The 22,075-nt window shown below is 72.3% G+C and carries 24 protein-coding genes; 15 read left to right on the forward strand and 9 right to left on the reverse strand.

Features of this window, described 5'->3' with window-relative positions:
• Positions 1 to 3: 3 nt before the first annotated feature.
• Positions 4 to 195: a hypothetical protein gene (locus QQ657_RS03550; protein WP_284740576.1), complete on the reverse strand. Its 192-nt coding sequence runs from the start codon at positions 193 to 195 to the stop codon at positions 4 to 6.
• Positions 196 to 599: 404 nt separating this feature from the next.
• Here QQ657_RS03550 and QQ657_RS03555 point away from each other — a divergent pair, with 404 nt between their 5' ends.
• From QQ657_RS03555 to QQ657_RS03590, 8 genes are all read left to right on the forward strand, one after another.
• Complete coding sequence (locus QQ657_RS03555; RefSeq protein WP_284740577.1) at positions 600 to 1,022, forward strand: pyridoxamine 5'-phosphate oxidase family protein; 423 nt, start codon at positions 600 to 602, stop codon at positions 1,020 to 1,022.
• Positions 1,019 to 1,357 carry a hypothetical protein gene (locus QQ657_RS03560; RefSeq protein WP_284740578.1) on the forward strand — a complete coding sequence of 113 codons (339 nt, stop codon included), beginning with the start codon at positions 1,019 to 1,021 and terminating at the stop codon, positions 1,355 to 1,357. Before QQ657_RS03555 ends, QQ657_RS03560 begins: the two co-directional genes overlap by 4 nt.
• A 78-nt stretch (positions 1,358 to 1,435) precedes the next feature.
• Positions 1,436 to 2,134: a response regulator transcription factor gene (locus QQ657_RS03565; RefSeq protein ID WP_284740900.1), complete on the forward strand. Its 699-nt coding sequence runs from the start codon at positions 1,436 to 1,438 to the stop codon at positions 2,132 to 2,134.
• Positions 2,131 to 3,510, forward strand: coding sequence for a HAMP domain-containing sensor histidine kinase (locus QQ657_RS03570; RefSeq protein ID WP_284740579.1), 1,380 nt, complete (start codon positions 2,131 to 2,133; stop codon positions 3,508 to 3,510). Before QQ657_RS03565 ends, QQ657_RS03570 begins: the two co-directional genes overlap by 4 nt.
• A 48-nt stretch (positions 3,511 to 3,558) precedes the next feature.
• Positions 3,559 to 4,947 carry a ferredoxin reductase family protein gene (locus QQ657_RS03575; RefSeq protein WP_284740580.1) on the forward strand — a complete coding sequence of 463 codons (1,389 nt, stop codon included), beginning with the start codon at positions 3,559 to 3,561 and terminating at the stop codon, positions 4,945 to 4,947.
• Between the two features lie 13 nt (positions 4,948 to 4,960).
• Positions 4,961 to 5,416 carry an FMN-binding protein gene (locus tag QQ657_RS03580; protein WP_284740581.1) on the forward strand — a complete coding sequence of 152 codons (456 nt, stop codon included), beginning with the start codon at positions 4,961 to 4,963 and terminating at the stop codon, positions 5,414 to 5,416.
• 38 nt (positions 5,417 to 5,454) lie between these two features.
• Positions 5,455 to 6,153, forward strand: coding sequence for an FAD:protein FMN transferase (locus tag QQ657_RS03585; RefSeq protein WP_284740582.1), 699 nt, complete (start codon positions 5,455 to 5,457; stop codon positions 6,151 to 6,153).
• A 48-nt stretch (positions 6,154 to 6,201) separates the two neighbouring features.
• Positions 6,202 to 6,756 carry a DUF2231 domain-containing protein gene (locus QQ657_RS03590; protein WP_284740583.1) on the forward strand — a complete coding sequence of 185 codons (555 nt, stop codon included), beginning with the start codon at positions 6,202 to 6,204 and terminating at the stop codon, positions 6,754 to 6,756.
• 46 nt (positions 6,757 to 6,802) lie between these two features.
• On the opposite strand, the gene QQ657_RS03595 is transcribed toward QQ657_RS03590, so the two are convergent.
• Positions 6,803 to 9,364, reverse strand: a complete 2,562-nt coding sequence (locus QQ657_RS03595) for a cation-translocating P-type ATPase (RefSeq protein WP_284740584.1) — start codon at positions 9,362 to 9,364, stop codon at positions 6,803 to 6,805.
• A 281-nt stretch (positions 9,365 to 9,645) separates the two neighbouring features.
• On the opposite strand from QQ657_RS03595, the gene QQ657_RS03600 reads away from it, so the two are divergent.
• Both QQ657_RS03600 and QQ657_RS03605 read left to right on the forward strand, forming a co-directional pair.
• On the forward strand, positions 9,646 to 9,873 hold the full coding sequence (locus QQ657_RS03600; protein ID WP_284740585.1) for a hypothetical protein: 228 nt from the start codon (positions 9,646 to 9,648) through the stop codon (positions 9,871 to 9,873).
• Between the two features lie 218 nt (positions 9,874 to 10,091).
• Positions 10,092 to 10,343 (forward strand): hypothetical protein, encoded by a 252-nt coding sequence (locus tag QQ657_RS03605; protein ID WP_284740910.1) that lies wholly within the window; start codon positions 10,092 to 10,094, stop codon positions 10,341 to 10,343.
• A gap of 459 nt (positions 10,344 to 10,802) precedes the next feature.
• On the opposite strand, the gene QQ657_RS03615 is transcribed toward QQ657_RS03605, so the two are convergent.
• A complete protein-coding gene (locus QQ657_RS03615) occupies positions 10,803 to 13,628 on the reverse strand; it encodes a PQQ-dependent sugar dehydrogenase (RefSeq protein WP_284740586.1) in 2,826 nt (941 codons plus the stop codon).
• A 348-nt stretch (positions 13,629 to 13,976) separates the two neighbouring features.
• Here QQ657_RS03615 and QQ657_RS03620 point away from each other — a divergent pair, with 348 nt between their 5' ends.
• The gene (locus QQ657_RS03620) at positions 13,977 to 14,642 is read left to right on the forward strand and encodes a phosphoribosyltransferase (protein ID WP_284740587.1); all 666 of its coding nucleotides are present in this window, start codon (positions 13,977 to 13,979) and stop codon (positions 14,640 to 14,642) included.
• Positions 14,643 to 14,677: 35 nt separating this feature from the next.
• A complete protein-coding gene (locus tag QQ657_RS03625) occupies positions 14,678 to 15,316 on the forward strand; it encodes a DUF4232 domain-containing protein (protein WP_284740588.1) in 639 nt (212 codons plus the stop codon).
• 21 nt (positions 15,317 to 15,337) lie between these two features.
• On the opposite strand, the gene QQ657_RS03630 is transcribed toward QQ657_RS03625, so the two are convergent.
• Together QQ657_RS03630 and QQ657_RS03635 are read right to left on the reverse strand one after the other, a co-directional pair.
• Positions 15,338 to 15,997, reverse strand: coding sequence for a hypothetical protein (locus tag QQ657_RS03630; protein WP_284740589.1), 660 nt, complete (start codon positions 15,995 to 15,997; stop codon positions 15,338 to 15,340).
• Between the two features lie 4 nt (positions 15,998 to 16,001).
• Positions 16,002 to 17,375: a wax ester/triacylglycerol synthase domain-containing protein gene (locus QQ657_RS03635; protein ID WP_284740590.1), complete on the reverse strand. Its 1,374-nt coding sequence runs from the start codon at positions 17,373 to 17,375 to the stop codon at positions 16,002 to 16,004.
• A gap of 161 nt (positions 17,376 to 17,536) precedes the next feature.
• Between QQ657_RS03635 and QQ657_RS03640 the strand changes: the two genes are divergently transcribed.
• Both QQ657_RS03640 and QQ657_RS56625 read left to right on the forward strand, forming a co-directional pair.
• Entirely contained in the window at positions 17,537 to 17,734 is a 198-nt protein-coding gene (locus QQ657_RS03640; RefSeq protein WP_284740591.1) for a hypothetical protein, read from the forward strand.
• 18 nt (positions 17,735 to 17,752) lie between these two features.
• Positions 17,753 to 18,088, forward strand: a complete 336-nt coding sequence (locus QQ657_RS56625) for a 4'-phosphopantetheinyl transferase family protein (protein WP_350310637.1) — start codon at positions 17,753 to 17,755, stop codon at positions 18,086 to 18,088.
• A gap of 66 nt (positions 18,089 to 18,154) precedes the next feature.
• Here QQ657_RS56625 and QQ657_RS03645 read toward each other — a convergent pair whose 3' ends face one another.
• The 4 genes from QQ657_RS03645 to QQ657_RS03660 form a co-directional block, all read right to left on the reverse strand.
• Positions 18,155 to 18,481, reverse strand: a complete 327-nt coding sequence (locus QQ657_RS03645) for a hypothetical protein (protein WP_284740592.1) — start codon at positions 18,479 to 18,481, stop codon at positions 18,155 to 18,157.
• A gap of 334 nt (positions 18,482 to 18,815) precedes the next feature.
• The gene (locus QQ657_RS03650; RefSeq protein WP_284740593.1) at positions 18,816 to 19,310 is read right to left on the reverse strand and encodes a DUF5994 family protein; all 495 of its coding nucleotides are present in this window, start codon (positions 19,308 to 19,310) and stop codon (positions 18,816 to 18,818) included.
• Between the two features lie 7 nt (positions 19,311 to 19,317).
• The gene (locus QQ657_RS03655) at positions 19,318 to 19,470 is read right to left on the reverse strand and encodes a DUF6307 family protein (protein WP_284740594.1); all 153 of its coding nucleotides are present in this window, start codon (positions 19,468 to 19,470) and stop codon (positions 19,318 to 19,320) included.
• 42 nt (positions 19,471 to 19,512) lie between these two features.
• On the reverse strand, positions 19,513 to 20,373 hold the full coding sequence (locus QQ657_RS03660; RefSeq protein ID WP_284740595.1) for a slipin family protein: 861 nt from the start codon (positions 20,371 to 20,373) through the stop codon (positions 19,513 to 19,515).
• A gap of 698 nt (positions 20,374 to 21,071) precedes the next feature.
• On the opposite strand from QQ657_RS03660, the gene argF reads away from it, so the two are divergent.
• On the forward strand, positions 21,072 to 22,073 hold the full coding sequence (gene argF, locus QQ657_RS03665) for an ornithine carbamoyltransferase (protein WP_284740596.1): 1,002 nt from the start codon (positions 21,072 to 21,074) through the stop codon (positions 22,071 to 22,073).
• The last annotated feature ends 2 nt before the right edge of the window (positions 22,074 to 22,075 follow it).

The raw sequence follows: 22,075 nt of genomic DNA on the forward strand, positions 1-22,075 counted from the left end.
GGGTTAACGGTTTCCGTTCTGGTCGTCGTCGGCCGCGCGGGACGGGGACTCGGCGATGACCGGAACCGCCCGCACCTCGTGCCGCACCGCCGCCGGTGAAGACGACCGGGGCACGCACGCGGGATCGTCGTCGAGATGGGAAAAGCTGGTCAGCGTGGCGAGCAGGGGATGCGTTTCGTCGCGGAACCGCCGCACGACATGGTCGCCCCCGGCGGCGATCGTGCACCGACCTGTCCGGACCACGGTGCTGCCGGCGACCCGCGGGGCGAGGCCGCCGGCAGCAGTTTCCCGGGTGTGTCATCCGAGCCGGGGGGCGGTCGAACCCGGGCGACCCGTCCAGGCTGACATCCGGATTCCGGTGAACGAAGCCGCCGAACGGAGGAGGATTCGCCGGAGATTTTCGGAATACGAAAATAGTCGCTGTCGAGAGAGCCGCCGCAATGGGCGCTCCACCGCGGGCGCGCACGCGTTCGACCGGTGAACGCACCTCGGCAGAGCGGACTTCGGTCCCACCGCCGAGTGACCTCGGCCCCTGGCCGGGACGGGCACCGCCGGCCGAGGATTCCTTGGTCAGCAAGCATCCGGCACCGGGACGGCCAGTGGGCAAAACGGAACTGCGCGAGGTGAGCACCGGTAACTGCCGCGTGCTGCTCGAATCCGTCCCGCTCGGGAGGCTGGCTTTCGTCCACGACGGGCTGCCCGTGATCAGGCCGGTCAACTTCACCGTCGCCGAGGACGCGATCTACCTGCGCGCGGGCCGCAACTCGTGGGCCGACCGGATCAGCGGGCAGCCGGTGACCTTCGAGGTCGACGGCTACGACCGGGCGGACCGGACGGGCTGGAGCGTGATCGTCACCGGGATCGCCACCCTGGCCACCGACATCGAGACGGTGGCCGGTCAGTTGGGTAACGACCTGCGCTCGTGGGCCCCGCCACCCCGGGACCGCTTGCTGCGGATCGCCATCGGCCGGATCGACGGGCGGCTGATCGCGCATCCCGGCGAGAGCGGAACGACCGAATGAGGGAAATCGTGAACGAGCACCGCGACCTCCGCCGCCGGACCGTCCTCGCGGGTGTCATCGCCGCGCTGGGCCTGCTGCTGGCGGCGTGCGCTCCGGCCGCGAACACCTTCGCCGAAAGCGTTGCCCAGCCCGGCTTCTGGCCCGGCCTGTGGCACGGGTTCATCTGCCCGATCAGCTTCCTCGTGTCGCTGTTCAACGACCACGTCGGGGTCTACGCCGTGCGCAACAACGGTCACTGGTACGACTTCGGTTTCGTGCTCGGCATCGTGATCGCGGCCAGTGTCTTCCACGGCCCGGGCTTCGCCCGCGGGCGAAGTGCCCGGCGCAAGCGGTGACCGCCGGTTTTGCCTTCCGCTAACCCTCCACGGGCACCACGAAAACCCGACGCGACCCGGCGGTCGCGCGCGGGCATGATGGCGGCCATGCCGCACCGCGTCCTGCTCGCCGACGACGACCGCGCGATCCGCGAGTCCCTCGTCCGGGCCCTCGACCTCGAGGGCTACCACGTCACCGAGGTGACCGACGGCGTCAGCGCGCTGGCCACCGCCCGGCGCGAAGCTTTCGACGTGCTGATCCTCGACGTGATGATGCCCGGCGTCGACGGCCTCGGCGTGTGCCGCGTCCTGCGCGCCGAGGGCGACCAGACGCCGATCCTCATGCTGACCGCCCGGGTGGAGACCCCCGATCGGGTGGCCGGGCTGGACGCGGGGGCCGACGACTACCTGCCCAAGCCGTTCGAGCTCGACGAGCTCCTCGCCCGGCTGCGCGCGCTGCTGCGCCGCACCTCCGCCGAGTCCGGGACGGCCGCCCAGCGGACGCTCCGCCTCGGCGAGCTCGCGGTCGACCCGGCGGGCCGCCGCACGTGGTGGCAGGGCACCGAGATCACGTTGTCGAAGACCGAGTTCGACCTGCTGGAACTGCTGGTGCGCAACGCCGGGATCGTGCTCGACCGCACCACGATCTACCAGCGCATCTGGGGCTACGAGTTCGGTTCCGAGTCGAAGAACCTCGCCGTCTACATCGGCTACCTGCGGCGCAAGCTGGAGCAGGCAGGCGCGGCGGAGCTGATCCACACCGTGCGCGGCGTGGGCTACTCGGTGCGGCCGGCGTGAACCTGCGCAGCAAGCTCTCGATCGCGTTCGCCGGCGTCGGCGCGGCGGCGGCGATCCTCGTCGGGGTGTTCAGCTACCAGGCCGCCTCCCAGCGGATCGGCGCCGAACTCGACCGGTCCCTGCTGACGACGTCGGCCGAAGTCGCGGCCGGGGCGACGCAGGTGCTCGCCCCGAGCCCGGTCACCCGCGGCCCGGACGACGACGACCACGACGAGGCCCAGCCGATGGTGGCCCAGGCGATCGCCCCGGACGGCAGCGTCCGGCCGGTCGGCGGCCGGCACGTCCGGCTCGCCGTCGACGACGCCGACCGCGCGCTCGCCGCGACCGGCTCGTTCGGGAACCGCCGCTACCAGGACTTCACCGTCGCGCCGGACGACTACCGGGTCATCACCGTCGCGCTCGGCGGCGATCGCGGCGCACTCCAGCTCGGCATCGACGTCGACGAGTCCCGGCACGTCCTGGGCGAGCTGGCCGCCCGGATCACCGGTGTCAGCGCGCTCGTCCTCGCCGGGGCGGCCCTGGCCGGCTGGCTGCTGGCCCGGCAGATCACCCGCAGGCTGGTCCGGCTGACCCAGGCGACCGAACAGGTCGGCGACGGCCGCCTCGCCGACGTGGCGGTCCCGGTCGGCGGGCGCGACGAGGTCGGCCGGCTCGCGACGTCGTTCGACCGGATGCTCGGCAGGCTCGCCGACGCCCGCGCCGACCAGGAGCGGCTCGTCCAGGACGCCGCCCACGAGCTGCGGACCCCGCTGACCAGCCTGCGCACCAACGCCAGCGTCCTGCGCCGCTTCGCCGAGCTCAAGCCCGACGCCCGGGTCCGGCTGCTCGACGACGTCGACGGCGAAGCCCGCGAGCTGACGCACCTGATCGACGAGCTCGTCGAGCTCGCCACCCGCCGCTACGAGGCCGAAGAACCGACGCCGGTCGAACTGGGTGACGTGGCCGAGCGCGCCGCCGACCGCGTCCGGCGCCGGTCGGCCCGCGCGATCACCGTCGAAGCCGACGCGTCCGCCCTGACCGGCCAGCCGAAGGCACTCGAGCGCGCGGTGTCCAACCTGCTGGAGAACGCCGTGAAGTTCGCCCCGGACGGGCCGATCGAGGTCGTCGTGCGGGACGGCCGGGTCCAGGTGCTCGACCGCGGACCGGGCATCGGCGACGAGGACGCGGCCCGCGTGTTCGACCGGTTCCACCGCGCGGACGGTGCCCGGGGCCTGCCCGGATCCGGTCTGGGCCTGGCCATCGTGCGGGAAATCGCGCTCGCCCACGGCGGCTCCGTGTTCGCCGAGCCGCGGCCCGGCGGCGGCGCGGTGGTGGGGTTCACCGTCGGCGCCGATCTTCTCTTACCGATTTCTCACCCTGGTCACGTCGACGGCTAACCGGGCTCCGGAAGGGTTGGTCCGAAGCGATCACCCCCGAGGAGCCCGATGTCCACCACTCTCGCCGTCCGCCGCGTCGCGCGGCCCGCGGTCCGCGCGTGGTGGCGGGACGCCGCCGGCCTGACCGCGTGGCTGAGCGTGCTGTTCGTGGTCGCGCTGTGGGTGTCGGGCCGCGGCCTGCAGGACCTCGCCTCCCCCGCCGGGTTCCTCACCTCGGCCGGACGGCTCACCGGGCTGGTGTCGGCCGACCTCCTGCTGCTGCAGGTGCTGCTGATGGCGCGGATTCCCTGGGTCGAGCGCAGCTACGGGCAGGACGAACTGGCCCGCCGGCACCGGCTGGCCGGGTTCACCTCGATCACGCTGCTGGCCGCGCACCTCGTGTTCATCACCCTCGGCTACGCCGCGACCGACCGCTCCGGCGTCCTGGCCGAGGCCTGGGCGCTGGTGACGACCTACCCGGGCATGCTCCTGGCGACCGCCGGGACGGCCGCGCTGGGCATGGTCGTGGTGACGTCGGTGCGCGCGGCCCGGCGGCGGCTGCGCTACGAGTCCTGGCACCTGCTGCACCTCTACGCCTACCTCGGCGCCGGTCTCGCCCTGCCGCACCAGCTGTGGACCGGCGCCGAGTTCACCGCCTCGCCCGTAGCGACCTTCTTCTGGTGGGGCGCTTACGCCGCGGCGGCGGGTGCGGTGCTCGTCTTCCGGGTCGGGCTGCCGGTGTGGCTCAACGTGCGGCACCGCCTCGTCGTCGACCAGGTGGTCCGGGAGGGCCCGGGCGTCGTCTCGGTGTACCTGACCGGCCGGTGGCTCGAGCGGCTGCCCGTGGCGGCGGGCCAGTTCTTCGTCTGGCGGTTCCGGTCCGGCCCGGGCTGGACGCGGGGCAAGCCGTTCTCCCTGTCGGCAGCACCGGACGGGCGCCGGCTCCGCATCACGGCCAAGGACCTCGGGCCGGGAAGCCGTCGGCTCGCCACCCTGCGACCCGGCACCCCCGCGCTCTTCGAAGGCCCCTACGGCACGCTCACCGAAACCGTCCGAAAAGGACCGAAGCTGGCGATGTTCGCCTCCGGCATCGGGATCACGCCCCTGCGCGCGCTGCTGGAGGACCTGCCCTACCGGCCGGGCGGAGCCGTGCTGTTCCTCCGCGCCGGGAGGCAGCGAGACCTGCTGTTCCGCGCCGAGCTCGAGGACTTGGCGGCGCGGCGCGGAATCCGGATCCACTACCTGCTCGGCCGCCGCGCCCGCGAGCGTTCGTCCTGGCTGCCGGCGGGGTACGCGCCGGTGCCGGACGACGTGGTGCTGCGCCACCTGGTGCCCGACATCGCCGACCACGACGTGTACGTCTGCGGCCCGGACGCCTGGACCGAAGCGGTGCTCGACAGCGCAAGCCGCGCGGGTGTCCCCGCCGGTCGCGTCCATTCCGAACGGTTCGGCTGGTAGGAAAGGACTTCCGATGCGCAGGATCGCCATCACCTTCGCCGCGACCGTCTCGGTCGTGGTGCTGCTGTTCAGCTACCGCACCAGCACCGACGAGACCCCGGTCGCCACCGGACGTCCCCTCGGTGGCGGCGGCACGCAGCCGACTCGCACGACGAGCCCCGCCGCACCCGCCACGCCGGGTTCGAGCGGCGGGGACGGCACGTTCACCGGCGACGCCGCCGACACCCGCTACGGCCCCGTGCAGGTCCGGATCACCGTCAGCGGCGGCAAGATCACCGACGCCCAGGCCGTCCAGTACCCCCAGGAAAGCGGCCGGGACGTCCGGATCAACTCCGCCGCCGTGCCGGAACTGAACCAGGAGGCGCTGCAGGCCCAGAGCGCGCAGATCGACACCGTCAGCGGTGCGACCTACACCTCCGAGGGCTACCAGCAGTCCCTCCAGTCCGCGATCGACGCGGCCCACGGATGACCGCGTCCCGGCGACGACGGGCCTGGACCCGGCCCGTCATGGGCACCCAGGTCAGCCTCCACCTGCGCGGCGACCGCGTGGACACCGATCCCGCGGTGGAACCGGCCGTCGCGGCGGCGTTCGGGGACCTGCGCGCCGCCGACGAGCTGTTCAGCACCTACCGGCCCGGCAGCCAGGTCAGCGCGATCCGCCGCGGGGAGCTCCCCCGCGACCGCCGGCACCCCTGGGTGGCCGAAGTCGTGGCGCTGTGCGAAGAAGCCCGGGACCGCACCGACGGCTACTTCGACCCGTGGCGCCTGCCCGGCGGCTTCGACCCGTCCGGGCTCGTGAAGGGCTGGGCCACCGAGAAGGCCGCGGCCCGGCTCGCGGGGCTGGGCGGATACGACCACTACCTCAACGCCGGCGGCGACATCACCGCCCGCGTCCACGGTTCCCGCGCCCCGGCGTGGCGGGTCGGCGTCCAAGACCCCGCCGACCCGGCCGCCTTCCTCGCCGTCCTCGAACTGCGGACCGGCGGCCTGGCGACGTCGGGCTCCGCCGCACGTGGCCCGCACATCGTCGATCCGCACACCGGCAGCCATCCCGGCGGCCTGCTGGCCGTCACGGTCACCGGCCCGACCCTGCGGTGGGCCGACGTCTTCGCCACCGCCGCGTTCGCCCGCGGCGGCGACGTCGCCCGCTGGGTCGCCGCCCGGGCTCCGGGGTACGAGGTCGCGGCCCTCGCCCGCGCTCCCTGACGTGCCGCTCCGCACCGGCTCCTCGACCGATACTCCACAAAGGACACCATGACCACCGTCAACGGCCTGCCCGCCCACATCCTGCTCGTGCACGCCATCGTCGTCCTGCTGCCACTCGCCGCGCTGCTTCTCGTGCTCAGCGCGCTGTGGCCCGCCGCCCGCGCCAAGCTCGCCGGGCCGAACGCGATCCTGTCTGTGCTCGTCCTGGCCCTGGTGCCGGTCACGACCGAAGCCGGCGAGTGGCTCGAACGCCGCGTCGCCCGGACCCCGCTGGTGCGCACCCACACCGAGCTCGGCGACACCGCCCTCTACGTCGCGATCCCCGTCGCCGTCCTCGCTGTCGTGGTGTGGTGGCGGCGCCGCGAAAGTCTTCGGAGCCAAGCGGCCGACGTCGCGGGCACCGGCTCGACCGCGGTCGCCACCCGCCGCCGGATCTTCCTCGCCCCCGCGTCGACCACGGTGACCGTGGTGATCTCGGTGCTGGCGGTCCTCGCGGCGGGCGCGACGTTCTACGACATCTACCGCATCGGCGACTCCGGCGCGCAAGCGAGCTGGCAGGGCCAGTTCAGCTCGACGCCGGCGCCGCGCACCCCGAACGGCTGAACCCGCGCGGCCGGGCGCGGCTTCCGGCCGCCCCGGCGGGCGGGCGTCACCGCCGCCGGCGGGCGCGCAGTGCTTTGTGGACGGTGTCCGCGAGCCACACCACCGGGACCGAGACCAGCGCCCACAGCCAGCCCGACAGCCCGGGCAGCGTACCGCCGAGCAGCGCGGGCAACGGCGGCACGAGCAGGAACACCGCCAGCATCGCCGCTTCGAACAGGATCGCGTAGCCGAGCAGCGGGTTGCCACCGAAGCCCACCCGGCCGATCCAGCGGGACTCGCTGCGGCAGGCGAAGGCGTTGGCGAGCTGGCCCAGCACGATCGCGGCGAACGCCGTGCCCGAGGCGATCGCCAGCAACGGTCCGTCCGGTACCGCCCCGAACTTCCAGCCGCCGCCGAGCAGGACCGCCAGGAACGCCAGCATCGCCGCCACCGCCTCCGCCGGACCGAGGATGCCGAACGCCCGGCGTACCACCCGGCCGTCGATGAGGTTTCCGCCGTGCGCGGGTCCCGACATCGTGCGGCGGTTGGGCGGCTCGGCACCGAGCGCGAGCGCCGGCAGCAGGTCCGTGCCGATGTCGAGGGCGAGGACCTGCAGCACGGTGATCGCCAGCGGGATCTGCCCGCCGGAGAGTGCCCACACCACGAACGGCGTGAGCTCGGCGACGTTGTCGGTGAGGTGGTAGGTGAGGAACCGGCGGATGTTGGCGAACGTCGCGCGCCCGAGCTCGATCGCGGAGACGATCGTGCCGAAGTGGTCGTCCAGCAGCACCAGGTCGGCGGCCTCGCGGGCGACGTCGCTGCCCGAGGCGCCCATCGCGACCCCGATGTCGGCCGTCCGCAGCGCGGGGCCGTCGTTCACCCCGTCCCCGGTCATGGCCACGACGTGGCCGCGCTGCTGCAGCACCCGGGCGATCCGGAGCTTCTCCTCCGGCGCGACGCGGGCGACGACGACCCCGTCGGCATCGAGCAGCTCGCCCAGTTCCTCGTCCGACTCGGGCAGGTCCTTGCCTTCGAGGACGAGCCGGTGCTCGCCCAGCAGCCCGACCTCCGCGGCGATCGCGGCGGCCGTGCCGGGGTGGTCCCCGGTGATCATGGCCAGCTTGATCCCGGCCTGCCGGCACGCCGCGATGGCCGCGCCGACGTCCGGCCGCGGCGGATCCTGCAGGCCGACCAGGCCCAGCAGCTCCAGCTCCTGCTCTTCCACCGCGCTGCCGTCGGCGGGCCGCGCGCCACGGCGCCGTGCCACGGCGAGCACGCGGAGGCCGCGGCCGCTCATCGCCGTGACGGCCGCGTCGGCTTCACCGTTCTGTCCCGGGCACAGGGGCAGGACCGTGTCCGGCGCGCCGGTGACGTGCAGACCGTCCGCGTCGACCAGCGACGACCGCCGGCGGTGCGGGTCGAAGGGGTACCGGGCGGCCGGCTCGGGCGGCGCCGGGACTGCCGCCCGCGCGGCGAGCACGTGCAGCGCGACCTCCATCGGATCGCCGACCGGGAGCCACTTCCCGGCTTTCGCCAAGGCATGCGCGTCCGGCGAACACCGCGCCGCGCTGTCGGCGAGCACTGCGGCGGCCGCGACGGCTTCGGCGGAACCGGTCAGCTCACCGGTGGGCGCGTAGCCCTCGCCGGTCACCTCGACGGGACCGGCCGGGGTCCAGACCCGCACGACCGACATCTCGTTGCGCGTCAGCGTGCCGGTCTTGTCCGTGCAGATGAAGGTGGTCGCCCCCAGCGTCTCGACCGACTCCAGCCGGCGGACGAGCGCGTGCCGTCCCGCCATCTTCTGGGCGGCGCGGGCCAGCGACAACGTGACGGTCGGCAGCAGGCCCTCGGGAACCAGGGCGACGGTGACGCCGATCGCGAACAGCAGGCTGTCGGTGCTCGTCCGCCCGAGACCGAGCGCGGCGAGGAAGAACACGACACCGACGGCGACCGCGATCATCGCCACGACCCGCACGACGCGGTGCAGCTGCGCGGCCAGCGGACTGCGCGGGCGGACCGCGCTCGCGGTGATCTCGGAAATCCCCGCGAGCCGCGTGCGGGCACCGGTCGCCGTGACGACCGCGGCGCCGTGACCTTCGGTCACATACGTGCCCGCGTACACGGGCTTGCCCTCCTCCGGGCGAACGGGCTTGCTCTCACCGGTGAGCATGGACTCGTCGACCGACAGGCGCCCGCTCTCCACGAGCGTGGCGTCCGCGCACACCCGGTCGCCCGCTTCGAACAGCACCAGGTCACCGGCCACGAGCTCGCCGGCGTCGATGACGACCGCGCTGCCGTCGCGGCGCACGGTGGCTCGGACGGGCAGCAGGTCCCGCAGCCGCTCGGCGGCCCGGTCGGCGCGGTACTCCTGGGCGAAGGAGAACGCGCCGTTGAGGACCACGACGACCCCGATCGCGATCGCCAGCGCGGGCATGCCGGCGAGCAGCGCGAGCCCCGCGGCGGCCCACAGCATGAGGGCGAAGAAGTGGACCATCTGGCCCGCCAGCACGAACACCGGGTTGCGCCCGCGCGGAGCCGGCAGCGTGTTGGGCCCGTCACGGCGCAAGGCCAGTTCGGCTTCCGCGGTCGTGAGACCGGAGGCCCGGCCCACCGTCTGTGCGCTCGCCACGCCGTACCCCCGTGCCCGTCCGGAGAACAACCGGGCCGATCCCGGCTTCCCGGTCGATGGTCGCGCTCCGGCGGCCGGGCGCGGGAGGGCGTAAAGCATCCGGAAGCAGGGTCCAACGGCCCGAACCCGACACGTCCGGGCCGCTCGTCGTGGGCACAACTACCCGGCCGGGCGGGAAGATCGGCCCGTCCCGGACTTGCCCTTCTCCTCTGCCGGCTCCGCCCGCCGGGCGGCACCATCGAGAGGGACCTCCGGCACCTTCCTCCGGAAAGAAGGCTGACATGCGCTTCGCCCACGCCACCCGGCACCTCGGCCCCACGAGGGAGGGCGGGTTTCCCGCCGGCCTGCACGTACGCGCGCACGGCGGCCAGTTCACCGGCCGGACCGGAGTCGTCGTCGACCGCACCCCCGACCTGCGGCCCGGTTCGATCTGGGTCGAGTTCAACCCCGGCCACCCGCGTCTGGTGCCCGGCTACCGGCTCGACGTCGCGGAGAACCAGGCCGGCTGAGACCGATCCCGGCCTCGGGGCCTTGCTTTCCAGCACGCTCTCGAGCTTCCGCACACGCAACGCCGGTCCACCCCGTCGGCACCGACCGCGATGCCGTCGCCGAAGGGGACCACAAGTCCGTAGCCCCGGTGACCAAATGCCCTGAGCGGAACCGGCGGCGGACCGGCATGGTGGAAGGGCGATCGGTTCGGAAGTACGGTGACCGACAGGGGATCGAAATGCCCGGCATCACACACGTCACGCCGCTGACCGCGGAGGAGCGGCGCCGCGCCGTCCGCGTGGTGGAGCGGCACGCGCACGACGGGCACGACGAGGCCGAGCTGCTGGCGATGCTCGGCTTGGACCAAGCCGAAGCCGCACCGCCGGCGCCGCACCGCCCGCACGGCGCGTTGTCGGCCGCCGAGCTGGTCGAACTGCTCGCTCCGTTCGCGGCGGAACGCAGCGGAACTGATCCGCTGATCCGCTGCTGACCGAGTCAGCTCGGCTCGACCGCCACCGGGGTGAGCAACGCCCGCAGGGGGTGCGGCAGCGCCGCCGGCACGTGGTCGAGGTTCCCCGCGGAGCACAAGGTGTCCACGGCGGTGCTGACCGCAGCGATCGCGTCGGCAACTGAGCGGAGAAGTGCACGGCGAGCCCAACCGGCAGCCGGTCGCGGGCCGCGTGCAGCCACGCCCGCAGCACCCGGTCGGCGGTCCCCAGTTCCCGGCCCACCACGGCAAGCCACTCGTGGGCGGTGGCTTCGGCCCGGCCGAACGGGTCGGCAATGACGGACGTCACGCATCCTCTCGACAAGCAAGTCAACTGCTTCGTCGGCCGAACCCAGCGCCGCACGCTCCCTCCCGGCTCCCGGCTCCCCGCTTCGGCGCCCGGCATGAGGCGGGCCGTCTCCGGAGGTCCAGAGACGGCCCGCGTCGTCGTTCGGCGCCCGGTCACCAGCGGTGGTCGACCGCCCCCGTCGCCGGCGTGTACGTGATGTAGCCACCCTGGAAGTCGCTGCGGTACACCCCGCTCGTCACGTACTCGTCCGTCGTCGGGTACCGCAGGTACGACTTCTCCCAGAGAAGTGCCGCCCAGCGCTTGCGGATCTCGCCCTTGATCACGTGCGCGCCCGTCGCGTTCGTGAAGTAGATCGAGTGGCCGAGGCTGAAGTGGTTGAACCGGCCGATGCCGTCCGGCGTCCCGTCCTCGTCGTTCGTCGGGTAGCCGAGACCGCGTTCGTACCCGTACGCGGCCCACTTCTTCCGGATCTCGCCGTAGATCGCGTGCGCGCCCGTCGTGGGCGTGTAGTAGATCGAACCGACGTTGTTGCCCTTGATGAAGTGGTTGAAGCGGCCGACGCCGTCGGGCGTCCCGTCCTCGTCGTTCGTCGGGTAGCCCAGGATCTGCCCGTAGCCGAGCGCCGCCCACTTCTTCCGGATCTCACCGTAGATCGTGTGCGCACCCGTCGCGGCCGTGTAGTAGATCGACCCCAGGTTGCCGTTGTTGGTGAAGTCGTTGAACTGCGCACCGTCCGTTGTGGTCGCGGTGTCGGTGGCCGGCGGGCCGAGCTTGGTGAGACCGCCGACGGCGAGGTACTTGTCCAGCACCGGGCCGGTGAGGAACTTCGTCCCGCCCACGACACTCCAGTACAGGCGCCCGTTGGCGTAGGCCCGGTAGTGGACGATGCCGTCGGTGACCTCGGTGCCCGTCGGGGCCCCGAGCATCGTCCGCAACGCCGGGTCGGCGTTGTAGCGCTGGTCGATCGGGGTGTCGTAGTTCGCCGTCAACGTCAGGTCACTCGTACCGACCGTGACGACCCACGTCGTGTCCGTCGGACCGCCCTGCCAGCCGGCGAACTTCGAAACGCCGTCGGTGCCCAGCGGCGCGGCCTCGACGTCGAAGCTGGCGCCCTCGGTCACCAGCGCCGTGTTGACGCCGCCCTCGACCGGGATGCTCAGCGCCGCGGGCTGCGTGCTGAGCAAGGTGATCCGGTGCTGGCGCGGCATCGCCGTGTACGTCTTGGACGTCGTGACGCCCGCGCTGTCGGTCACCGTCGCGGTGAACTCCATCCGGGAGTCCGGGTGCTCGGTGAACGGCTGCGCGAAGCTCGCCCCCGTCCCGCCGATACCGGGGTGCGAGTGGCAGGTCGCCTCGCTCGGGCAGTGCCGGACCGCGGTGGTCCACGTAATCGGCAGCGTGCCGTCCTCGGCGTCCGTCACGGTGGCACTCAGGCTGACCTGCTGGTTCACCGCGAACGTCGCGGTGTCCCCGGGCGTCGTCACGACGAGCTGCGGGGTGTGGTTGCCCGGCGCCACCGCAATGGTCGTCGAACCGCTGGCGCCCAACGGGTCCCGGACCGTCAGCTTCGCGGTGAACAACCCGGTGCCCGCCGCATAGGCGTGGCTCACCTTCGGACCGGCGTCGGCCACCGTGGCGCCGTCGCCGAAGTCCCAGTCGTACTTCAGCAGATCGCCGTCGTAGTCGACCGACGTGGAGCCGTCGAACGACACCGTCCGCGTGTCCGGGTTCGTGGTCGAGGAAGCGTTCGCCACCGGCGCGGTGTTCCCGGCCGAGTAGCTCAGCCGGCGCAGCTTCCCGGACAGGATGTCGGCGTAGACGATGTCGCCGTTGACGGCGGCCGCGAACTTCGTCGGGCCGCCGACGTCGGTGAAGACCGGCGGGTTCTGCGGGGCCTGCGTGAGCCTGCCCTGGTCGTCGTACTTCATCGTCCAGAGTTTGTGCGTCACGTAGTCGCCGAAGAAGTACGAGCCGCGGTAGGCCGCCGGGTAGCTGGATCCGTTGTAGACGATCCCGCCGGTGACGCTGTTGCCCTGCATCGGGCCACTACCGTGCTGGTACTCGAAGATCGGAGCCTGGTTCGCCACACCCGCACAGCCCGCCAGCGTGCTGTAACCCGGCGTCGGGTGGTTGCCCTCCCAGCACGGCCAGCCCTGGTTGGAGCCCCTCTGCACGACGTCGACCTCTTCCCAGGTGTTCCAGCCGACGTCACCCACGACCGGCAGGCCGGAGTACTGGTCGATGGTCATCCGGAACGGGTTGCGGAACCCGCGCGCGAAAACCTTGCTGGCACTCGAAGCCGGGTTGGCCGCGTCGTAATACGGGTTGCCCGGCACACCCTTGCCGTCCGCGGCCAGGTGGAAGATCTTGCCGTACGGCTGGTTGATGTCCTGCGAACGCAGTGCACCCGCGTCCACCTTCGTGAAATCGCCACTGTCTCCGATGGACAACCACAATGTCCCGTCCGCGGCGGGAATCACGCTGTTGATGCCGTGGACATCGAAGAAGCCCGGCACTTCGAACAGCGTCTGCTCACCGACGAGCGACGCGGGCGCGCCGGCCGCGTCCAGGCCCACCGTGAACTTCGACAGCCGCATCACCCAGCCGCTGCCCACGTTCAGCGAGCGCGTCAGGTAAATCGCGTGCGACGTCGGGTAATCCGGCGTCACGGCGACGCCGACCAGACCGAGGTCGCTGACGGACCGGGTCGGCAGCGTCGCGATCGTCTTGCCGGTACCGGTCACGGGCAGCCAGCGGACCCGGCCGTCCTTCGCCGTGGCGAGGACGGAACCGTCGGGCAGATAGGCGAAGTCGGTCAGCTGATACTGCCCCAGCCCGGTGTCGGTGTCCCGCAGGACGAAGCCCGGCGGGAGAGCCGCCGCCGCTGCCACTCCCGTGGACACGACAGGCAGCATTGCCCCGGTCAGCACAGCTGCGACCAAGGCGTGGCGGAGTGCTCGAAGTTTTCCCAAGGCCATGACGGCCCCCTTCCCAGCCGGTCATGTATCGCCCGCCGAAGGCCGTCAGTTGCACTTGCCCCGGTAATTTGACCGTTTTGTGACCGGCGCGAGCGGCGCCGGGAAAGCGCAGTCAGGGCGGCTCCACGATTCCCCAGCCGTGCAGGAAAAGCACCGGCGGCCCGGTGCCGCCCACCCCGTAGTGCGAGGTGCGTCCGGCTCGCCATGATCATTCCCCCTGTGGCCGCAGTGATTCCACCCGTGCTCCGCCGAACCGTCCGAAGGTCCTCGGGGCCCGTGACTTCCAGCTCTGTCCGCCGGCGACCGGTCCGGGCAGGGTGGCGGTACAGCCGACGACGGGAGGGCCCCATGCGGTTCCGGGACCGGCGGGAAGCCGGCCGCATCCTGGCGGCACGTCTGCGTTACCTGCGCGGGCACGAGCCGATCGTGCTGGGGCTGCCCCGCGGTGGCGTGGTCGTCGCCCGTGAGGTCGCCAACTCCCTGCACGCCCCCTTGGACGCGCTGCCGGTGCTGCAGATCAGGATCCCCCGCCGGCCGGAACCGGTCTTCGGGGCGGTCGGCGAGCGGGAAGTCGTCGTGCACAACCCGAAGGCCATCCGGGCGTTCCGGGTCACCCCGGGCGAGCTCGGCCGGGCGACGCGGTCGGCGAAGATCGATCTCGCGTGCCACGCGGCGCTCTACCGGCAGGGCCACCACCCGCTGCGGATCACCGGCCGGACCGTCGTGCTGGTCGACGACGGCATCACGACCGGCGCCACCGTGCGGGCCGCGATCCGGGTGCTGCGGGCCCGGCAGGCGGGCCGGATCATCCTCGCCGTGCCGGTCGCGCCGCTCGCCGTCCTGCGTTCGCTCTCCGCGACCGTCGACCAGACCGTCTGCGCCCTGCCGCTGGCCCGGCTGGACTCCGTCGGCGCCTGGTACACCGACTTCGAGCCGGTGGACGACACCGAAGCACTCCGCCTGCTGGCCCGCGAACCGGCCGAAACCTTTCTGGCGCAGGCGAAGAGGGCCTGAGGTCCCGGTACCCGCACACCTTGGAGGAGAACATCGTGGGCAAGTTCGGATTCGGCACCCGCCCGGCGGCCTTGACCGCCCTGACACTCCTGGCCGTGGCCGCATGCGGCTCGGGACCCGGTTCCCCCGGACCGAGCCCCACCACGGGAACAGCGCCACCACCGACCCCGACGACGACGGCGCCACCAGCTCCGGCCACGACCGGGAAGCCGGGCACCACCACCCCCGCGATGCCGGTCGGGCAGTGCACGACGGCCGCCCTCGCCGTCAATCTCGGAACGAGCGAAGGCGCCGCCGGGCACCGCTACACCCCCATCGTCTTCACCAACACCGGCGGCTCCTGCCGGATCACCGGCTACCCGGGGGTGTCCTTCTACGCCGGCGACGACCACCACCAGGTGGGCGAAGCCGCGACCCGGGACGCGGGTTCCACACCGGCGGTGGTGCTGCAGCGCGGTCAGTCCGCCTCGGCGTGGGTCGACCAGCTCAACCCCGGGCTCTTCGACCCCGCGCAGTGCGGCCCGACGCCGGTGACCGGCCTGCGGGTGTACCCGCCGGGCAACACGGTTTCCGTGCTGCTGCCCCAAGCCGACGCCCAAGCCTGCGCCAAGGTCATTCCGGGACAGCGGCTGCTGAGCGTCCGGGCCGTGCAACGCGGCAGCGGCGAGAACTGACCGCGACGAGGCTCCGGTGCCTCACGCCCGGCGACGGCGGCCCGTCATCACGATCGTCGCCGGCACCAGCCAGAACAGGAACGTGGGGTAGAGCGCGTAGCTCAGCCAGCCGTCCGAGGCCAGGGGCCCGCTGCTGACGACCGTGCTGCCCCACAGCAGGAGCTGCGCGCCCGCGGCCACCACCGCGACCCAGCCCAGCCAGGCCGGGAACGCGTGGTGCCGCACCGTCACCACCGCGACCGCGGCCAGCAGCACGGCCAGCGGGAGGGCGGAGATCGTGAACACGGCGTTCATCGTGGCGATCAGGGCCGGGAGCGCCGCCGCGGCGGGTGCGGCGGCGAGGCCGATCTGGAAAGCCTGGGCGATCATGCTGAGCCCGATCCAGACCGCGCCGGCCCCGAACGCGATCGCCGACACCCGGCCGGTACCGCCTTCGGCGCGGAGCAGAAAGCTGCGAAGGCTGCCCAGGAACCACAGGTAGATCGCGGCGCCGGCGAGGAACAGCATGCTCTGGGCGAAGATCGCGCCCTGGTTACCAGTGTAGTGGGCCACGACCGCCTCGGCGGAATCGGCCGGGCGGACCGCGCCGCGTTCGAAGATCATCGCCGCGGCACTCACCACGATCACGGCGAACCCGCTTGCCGCGCCCCACCGCTCCGAGCGGTCGGCGGAAGTGGTCACGACGTCACCTTTCCTTGGTCGGGCAAGGCTTTCCCGGCCACGAGCCGAGCACGAGGCCGAGTTCGGCGCGCAAGCCGTCGGCGAGCGTGCCGAGGTCCGGGAAGCGGTCGCGGTCCGCGACCACCGAGATCGTCACCGTTTCCGCGTAGGACAGCACTTCGAAGAACACTGTCAGGTTCCCGCCGTCGCCCACGCCGACCGGGATCGCCGAGCGGACCGGCATCCCCCCGAACGTGACCGGCTCGGCCGGGCCGCGCACGTGGCTGACGAGCGTGTGCATCCGCCGCTGGTGGCTCATGTACCACCGGTAGCCGCCGACCGCGGCCAGCAGCCGGAAGAGCCCGCCCAGCACGGCGATCGGGGGCGGTCCGGTCGCGGCGGCCTTGGCCGCCCGGACCTCGGCCGCGACCCGCTCGAGCCGCCCGGCGACGTCGCCGGTCCCCGGGACCTGGACGAGCATCGGGCTGACCATGTTGCCCAGCGCGCCACCGCGGCTCGCGCGCCGGCCGGACACCGGTACGGCGACCGCGAACGTGCCGACGGACTCGCCGCGGGTCACCAGCAGCCGGTGCAGCGCCCCGGCGACGGCGACCAGGACGGCGTCGTTGACCGACGCGCCGTGGCGGTGCGCGGCCGCGGCGAGCGCCGGCCGCTCGGTGCGGACCACCGCCAGCCGGTGCCGCGGCCCGGTGGGCCGGATCAGCGAGCACGGAGCCGCCCGCGGCGGGCGCAGGCCCCCGGCCGCGCTCATGGAGGCACGCAGCGCCCGGACGGCCCGCCCGCACCGGCGCAGCGCCCGCATCCGCGCGAGGACGTTGTCCCGGGCCAAAGCTCCAGCCGTGGGCCGCGGCCGGGGAAAGGACACCTCCGGCGTCCCGGTGCCCTGGTCCACCAGATCGGCCAGGACCGCGAGACCGCCGACGCCGTCCGCGAGGACGTGGTGCAGCACGATCACCAGCGCGACCCGGCCGTCGGCGAGACCGGTCACGAACGCCATCGACCACAACGCCGCATCCCGCGGCAATGGCGTCTCGACCAGGTCCACGGCGGTGTCCAGCAGCGCCCGCCGGTCCCCCGGCGGCGGGCACACCACGGCCCGGACGTGGCGGCGGACGTCGAAGCTCCCGTCGTCGACCCAGACCGGCCCGCCACCGCCGAACGGCGCCCGGACGAGCACCTGGCGCAACCGGGGAACGGCCGGGACGCGCCCGGCGACCAGCTGCCGGGCTCGCGCCAGGTCGAACGCGGTGGCCGGGCCGAGGTCCAGGAGCACCCCGAACTGCTCGGGTACGGCACCGGTGTCCATGGCCAGGAACGCGCGATCCGCGGAGCTCGCGCGGTCGACGACCGGCGGCGGGGACGGGCTGCTCCGGGGCATGGCTCCAGTCGACCGGTCGCGGCGAGCGCCCGGCCAGAGTCCGAAGTCCCCGCTCCTGCCGCGTCTCCGGGCCGGCTGGTGCCTTCCGGCCCTGGACGGACCGGCGCGCCGCGAGGACCGTGACCCCGGAAAAGGTCGGCGATGCGCGGCAGGCTTTCCCCGTGACCGGCACCCGGCGCTGGCTGGCGTGCGGGATGCCCGGCGTCTCCGACGCCGGCGACTGGCTGTCGCCGGCCGAGTCGATGCGGCTGGCCGAGTTCCGCCACCCGAAGCGGCGGTCCGAGCTGCGGTTGTCGCGGTGGACGGCGCGCCCGTCGTCTTCCACGGCGAAGTGCCCGCGCCCGTGTCGGCGTCGCTGACCGATCGCGCGGACTGGGCTGGGCTGCGACCTCGAACTGATGGAACCGCGGTCGGACGCCTTCGTGCGGACCTGGTTCACCGACCGCGAACGGGATGCGGTCTTCGCCGCGGAGACGACCCGTGAGCGCTTCCTGCGGGCGAACCTCTTCTGGTCCGCCAAGGAAAGCGCGCTTCCTCGTGGACCCGTTCGATCCGGGGTGCGACAGCCGGCGCCCGGTGACGGTCTGCGGCTCCGACCACCTCCGCCTCCTCCCCGACCGCGGCCGGAACCCGTGGATCGACGAGCAGCTCTGGCCGGGTCGGCTTGCCCGGGCGACCGACCTCCTCGCCGAACTGCAGGTCACGGTCGGTGAAGGCCCCTGTGTCGAGCTTTCACCTCGTTGCGGAACCAAGCGCGTGGTCACAACCCCCGCGCCGACCTAGTCGTCGTCCCCGGGCAGGGCGGTGTCCGGCGGGTACACCCAGGTGATGGCCAGCGAACCCAGACCACGAGCCACCAGGTCCTGCCGGATCTCGTGGGCGGTGCAGCCGCCGTAGACCAGATGAGTCAGCCGCAGCGTATGCGCGTCAGGCAACGGCAGGGCGATCATGCTGAGCACACCGCTACCGTAGGAGTAGTGCTCGACCTGCTCGCCGGGGCCGGCGTACTCAGCGGCGATCATGGTCTCGTAGTCGCGGCGCCCCTTCTCGGACAGCGTCGCGTACAGCTCGTCGACGAGGGCTTTGACCTGGGGCGGGTGATCCATGTGATGGGTGATCAGGGTGCTCCGCCGCCAGCTCTCGTCGTCAGGTGCTCTCCAAGACACGCTGTTCTTTCCTTCCGGGGGATGGCCATGTCGGGTAGTGCTCGTGCCGCGCTGCTGTCAACGGCATCATCATGACGACCTCCTCGGCGGCGGAAGTCTTTCCGCCGCATGTGTTGTCGGTCAACGGGCTCGCGCCCGTCTGGTCTTCACCTGCTCGGCGCATGGCCCTTCTTCCGCGCGTCTTCGGCGCGCAGGGGTGCGCCGATCTCGCGGACCCGACTCCCGCTGAGTCGAAGACGCGACAGAGTCCATGGTTCGACCTCCCGATCGTGATTCAGGCCGGCGCCCGAAGGCGGCCGCCTTCCGCTTCCCACCGCTGCCGGGCCGATGCCGTGCCGTCGGCTCCCAGCAGCGCCTCGGGGCTCTCGACGTTGCCCGGCTCCGAGGCCGTCCGCAGCACCTGCCCGGCGATCGCGGCTTCCGTCCCGGGCGGCACCGTCAACAGCGTGAGCCGGCGCCGGCCGCCGGCCCCGATCACCGTCAGCGTGTCCGGGTGCTGCGAGCGGAACCCTTCCGGCCGCACCGCCCTGCCGTCGATGACCAGCCGGCGGCCCGGCGGATCCCAGGCCGTCAGGTGGTAGGTGACCCGCTCGGCGAGCCCCAGCCGGCCGGTCAGGGCGGCGAGCAGGTCCGGCAGCTCGGCGGCCAGGCCGGCCGTCCGCGGCCACCAGGCGCCGTCCACGAAACCGGCGGGCGAACCGGCCGGCTTCACCGACAGCCGCGACGTCCGGTGCTCCGAGCTCGTCTCGACGAGTGTCTCGTTTCCCATGACAGCCTCAGCGGACCTTTTCGGGAATCTCCTCGAGCGTCCGCAGCAGCCGGATGGCCAGCGCGCGCGCTTCTTCGCCGGACAACGAAGAATTGTCCTTCACCACGTCCTCGACGAGCTTCACGCGCTGCTCGTAACGGGACACATAAACGGTTTCCATGTCCATCCTCTTCTTTCTCCTGATGACCCGGTGTGCGGTGCGCTAGGCCGAGGCCGGAGCCGGTGCGCCGCCGTTGGCCGGCGTTTCCCGCGCCGGGACGACAACGGCGTCCGGCCGGGCCGGGACCGCGGCAGTAGCCGAAGCGGCCTCGCGCGCCAGGAACGTCCCCAGCTCCCCGATGGTGCTCATCAACGGCGCCGGGAACACGACCGTCGTGTTCTTGTCCACGCCGATCTCCACCAGGCTCTGCAAGTTCCGCAGCTGCAACGCCAGCGGATGCGCCATCATCGTGTCCGAGGCGTCACCCAACGCCGCCGCGGCCTGCGACTCACCCTCCGCGTTGATGATCTTGGCTCGCTTCTCCCGCTCGGCCTCGGCCTGCCTCGCCATCGCCCGCTTCATCGACTCCGGCAGCTGGATGTCCTTCAGCTCCACCAGCGTTACCTCCACGCCCCACTCGGTTGTGGTGACGTCGAGGATCTGGCGGATGTCGGTGTTGATGGCGTCCGTTTCCGACAGGGTCTCGTCGAGGGTGTGCTGCCCGACGACCTTCCGCAGGGTGGTCTGCGCGATCTGGTCGATCGCGGAGTACACGTTCTCGATCGCGACGACCGACTTGGTCGCGTCGACCACCCGGAAGTACGCCACGGCCGACACATCGACGCTCACGTTGTCGCGGGTGATGATCCCCTGCGACTGGATCGGCATCGTCACGATCCGCAGCGACACCTGCCGCAGCACGTCGACGATCGGGATGATCAACCGCAGCCCCGGCTCGCGCACGCCGATGACCCGGCCCAGCCGGAACAACACACCCTTCTCGTACTGCTTCACGATCTTGATCGCCAAGGCCAGCACGAGCAGCACGGCCACGACGATCGCGGCGATGATCCAGCCATTCATGACGAATTTCCCGTCTCTGGTGTAACCCGGCCGCCGGAAGTCTTCCGGCGGTTCCTGACGTGCCTGCCGCCGCGGGCCGCACCACGTCCATCCGGCTCACCAGCCGAGGATTCGCCCGGTGGCCCGATGGCACCGCCGTCGACCGGCACCGGTCGGCGCACCCGCGGCGCGCCGGCCCGAGCGGGGTCTTGGCTCGGCCGATCGGTTCCCGGTGACGACGTGCCGGCGGGCCGGCGTCCTCGTCCCGGAGTCCAGGCGGACGGCCGCCGTCCGGCGGCCGTGATCCAAGTCAAGCGCTCTGGTACTGGCACAGCAATGGCCGGAAGTCACCGTTTCCCAGGACCTCAGGCCCTCCGGCCGAGGCCGGGCCACGGTGGTCGAGTCCCGTCGACACCACGCTCAAGGGGCGTAGACCCGCCACAGCGACAGGGCTACCGTCGAGGAACCTTCACCACACCACGTCGCCCCGGGCACGACGACAACTCCCGCCTCGACGCCGATCAGCAACCACCGCCCCGCTGGTCAGCGGATGTCGTCACGCCCGACCACGCTGACTCACCGAAGTCCTTCCCCGAAGGGTCCATCGGCCGCATCGGCGCCACCGCCGGCGCGGCACGCTCGCCGTACACGTCAGCCTTTCCGGCCCGCGCTGCATGACCTGCCCGATCGACCGCGACCCGAGCTGAACGGAAACCGGAATGGCCTTCAACCTGCGCAACCGCAGCTACCTGACCGAGCTGGACTTCACCCGCGACGAACTCGTCTTCCTGCTGGACATGGCGGGCCGGCTCAAGGCCGCCGCCTACGCCGGAACGACCCGGCACCGGCTGGCGGGCAAGCACCTGGCGCTCATCTTCGAGAAGGCGTCCACGCGCACCCGCTGCGCGTTCGAAGTCGCCGCGGCCGACGAAGGCGCCACCACGACCTACCTCGGCCCGCAGGACACCCACCTGGGGCACAAGGAATCCGCCCGCGACACCGCCCGCGTGCTCGGCCGGATGTACGACGGGATCGAGTACCGCGGCCACGACCAGCGCACCGTCGAACAGCTCGCGCAGTTCTCCGGCGTGCCCGTCTACAATGGACTCACCGACACCTGTCATCCGACCCAGTCGCTGTGCGACGTGTTCACCATGCGGGAGAACAGCGGCAAACCCTTGCGGGACATCGCGTTCTGCTACCTCGGCGACACCCGGAACAACGTCGCGAACTCCCTGCTCGCGATGGGCGCGCAGCTCGGCATGGACGTCCGGCTGGCCGGACCGCGCGCGCTGCACCCCGATGAGGAGCACCTGGCGGCCTGCCGGCGGGTGGGCGCGACCAGCGGCGCCCGGATCACCGTCACCGACAACGTCGACGAGGCCGTCGCGGGCGCGGACTTCCTCTACACCGACGTCTGGGTGTCCATGGGCGAACCCGCGGAAACGTGGCACGAGCGGGTCGAGCTGCTGGCGCCCTACCAGGTCACGGCGAAGACGCTGGCGGCCACCGGCAATCCCGGCGTCCGGTTCCTGCACTGCCTGCCGGCCCTGCACGACCGCGACACCGAGGTCGGCGCCGAAGCCTTCCGGGAATTCGGTCTCGACGGCGTCGAGGTCACCGACGAGGTCTTCGAGTCACCGGCGTCGCTGGTGTTCGAGCAGGCGGAGAACAGGATGCACACCATCAAGGCGATCCTGGTCGCCACCCTGGGCGGCTGAGC

It is taken from the genome of Amycolatopsis ponsaeliensis (genome assembly GCF_030182635.1).
Taxonomy (GTDB): Bacteria; Actinomycetota; Actinomycetes; order Mycobacteriales; family Pseudonocardiaceae; genus Amycolatopsis; species Amycolatopsis ponsaeliensis.

Coding starts and splice junctions, on each gene's coding strand:
- QQ657_RS03645 (WP_284740592.1), bottom strand. CDS start 18,481: ATGGATCACCCGCCCCAGGTCAAAGCCCTCGTCGACGAGCTGTACGCG.
- QQ657_RS03575 (WP_284740580.1), top strand. CDS start 3,559: ATGTCCACCACTCTCGCCGTCCGCCGCGTCGCGCGGCCCGCGGTCCGC.
- QQ657_RS03565 (WP_284740900.1), top strand. CDS start 1,436: ATGGCGGCCATGCCGCACCGCGTCCTGCTCGCCGACGACGACCGCGCG.
- QQ657_RS03590 (WP_284740583.1), top strand. CDS start 6,202: ATGACCACCGTCAACGGCCTGCCCGCCCACATCCTGCTCGTGCACGCC.
- QQ657_RS03620 (WP_284740587.1), top strand. CDS start 13,977: ATGCGGTTCCGGGACCGGCGGGAAGCCGGCCGCATCCTGGCGGCACGT.
- QQ657_RS03660 (WP_284740595.1), bottom strand. CDS start 20,373: ATGAATGGCTGGATCATCGCCGCGATCGTCGTGGCCGTGCTGCTCGTG.
- QQ657_RS03615 (WP_284740586.1), bottom strand. CDS start 13,628: ATGGCCTTGGGAAAACTTCGAGCACTCCGCCACGCCTTGGTCGCAGCT.
- QQ657_RS03655 (WP_284740594.1), bottom strand. CDS start 19,470: ATGGAAACCGTTTATGTGTCCCGTTACGAGCAGCGCGTGAAGCTCGTC.
- QQ657_RS03600 (WP_284740585.1), top strand. CDS start 9,646: ATGCGCTTCGCCCACGCCACCCGGCACCTCGGCCCCACGAGGGAGGGC.
- QQ657_RS03635 (WP_284740590.1), bottom strand. CDS start 17,375: ATGCCCCGGAGCAGCCCGTCCCCGCCGCCGGTCGTCGACCGCGCGAGC.
- QQ657_RS03560 (WP_284740578.1), top strand. CDS start 1,019: ATGAGGGAAATCGTGAACGAGCACCGCGACCTCCGCCGCCGGACCGTC.
- QQ657_RS03605 (WP_284740910.1), top strand. CDS start 10,092: ATGCCCGGCATCACACACGTCACGCCGCTGACCGCGGAGGAGCGGCGC.
- QQ657_RS03580 (WP_284740581.1), top strand. CDS start 4,961: ATGCGCAGGATCGCCATCACCTTCGCCGCGACCGTCTCGGTCGTGGTG.
- QQ657_RS03650 (WP_284740593.1), bottom strand. CDS start 19,310: ATGGGAAACGAGACACTCGTCGAGACGAGCTCGGAGCACCGGACGTCG.
- argF (WP_284740596.1), top strand. CDS start 21,072: ATGGCCTTCAACCTGCGCAACCGCAGCTACCTGACCGAGCTGGACTTC.
- QQ657_RS03585 (WP_284740582.1), top strand. CDS start 5,455: ATGGGCACCCAGGTCAGCCTCCACCTGCGCGGCGACCGCGTGGACACC.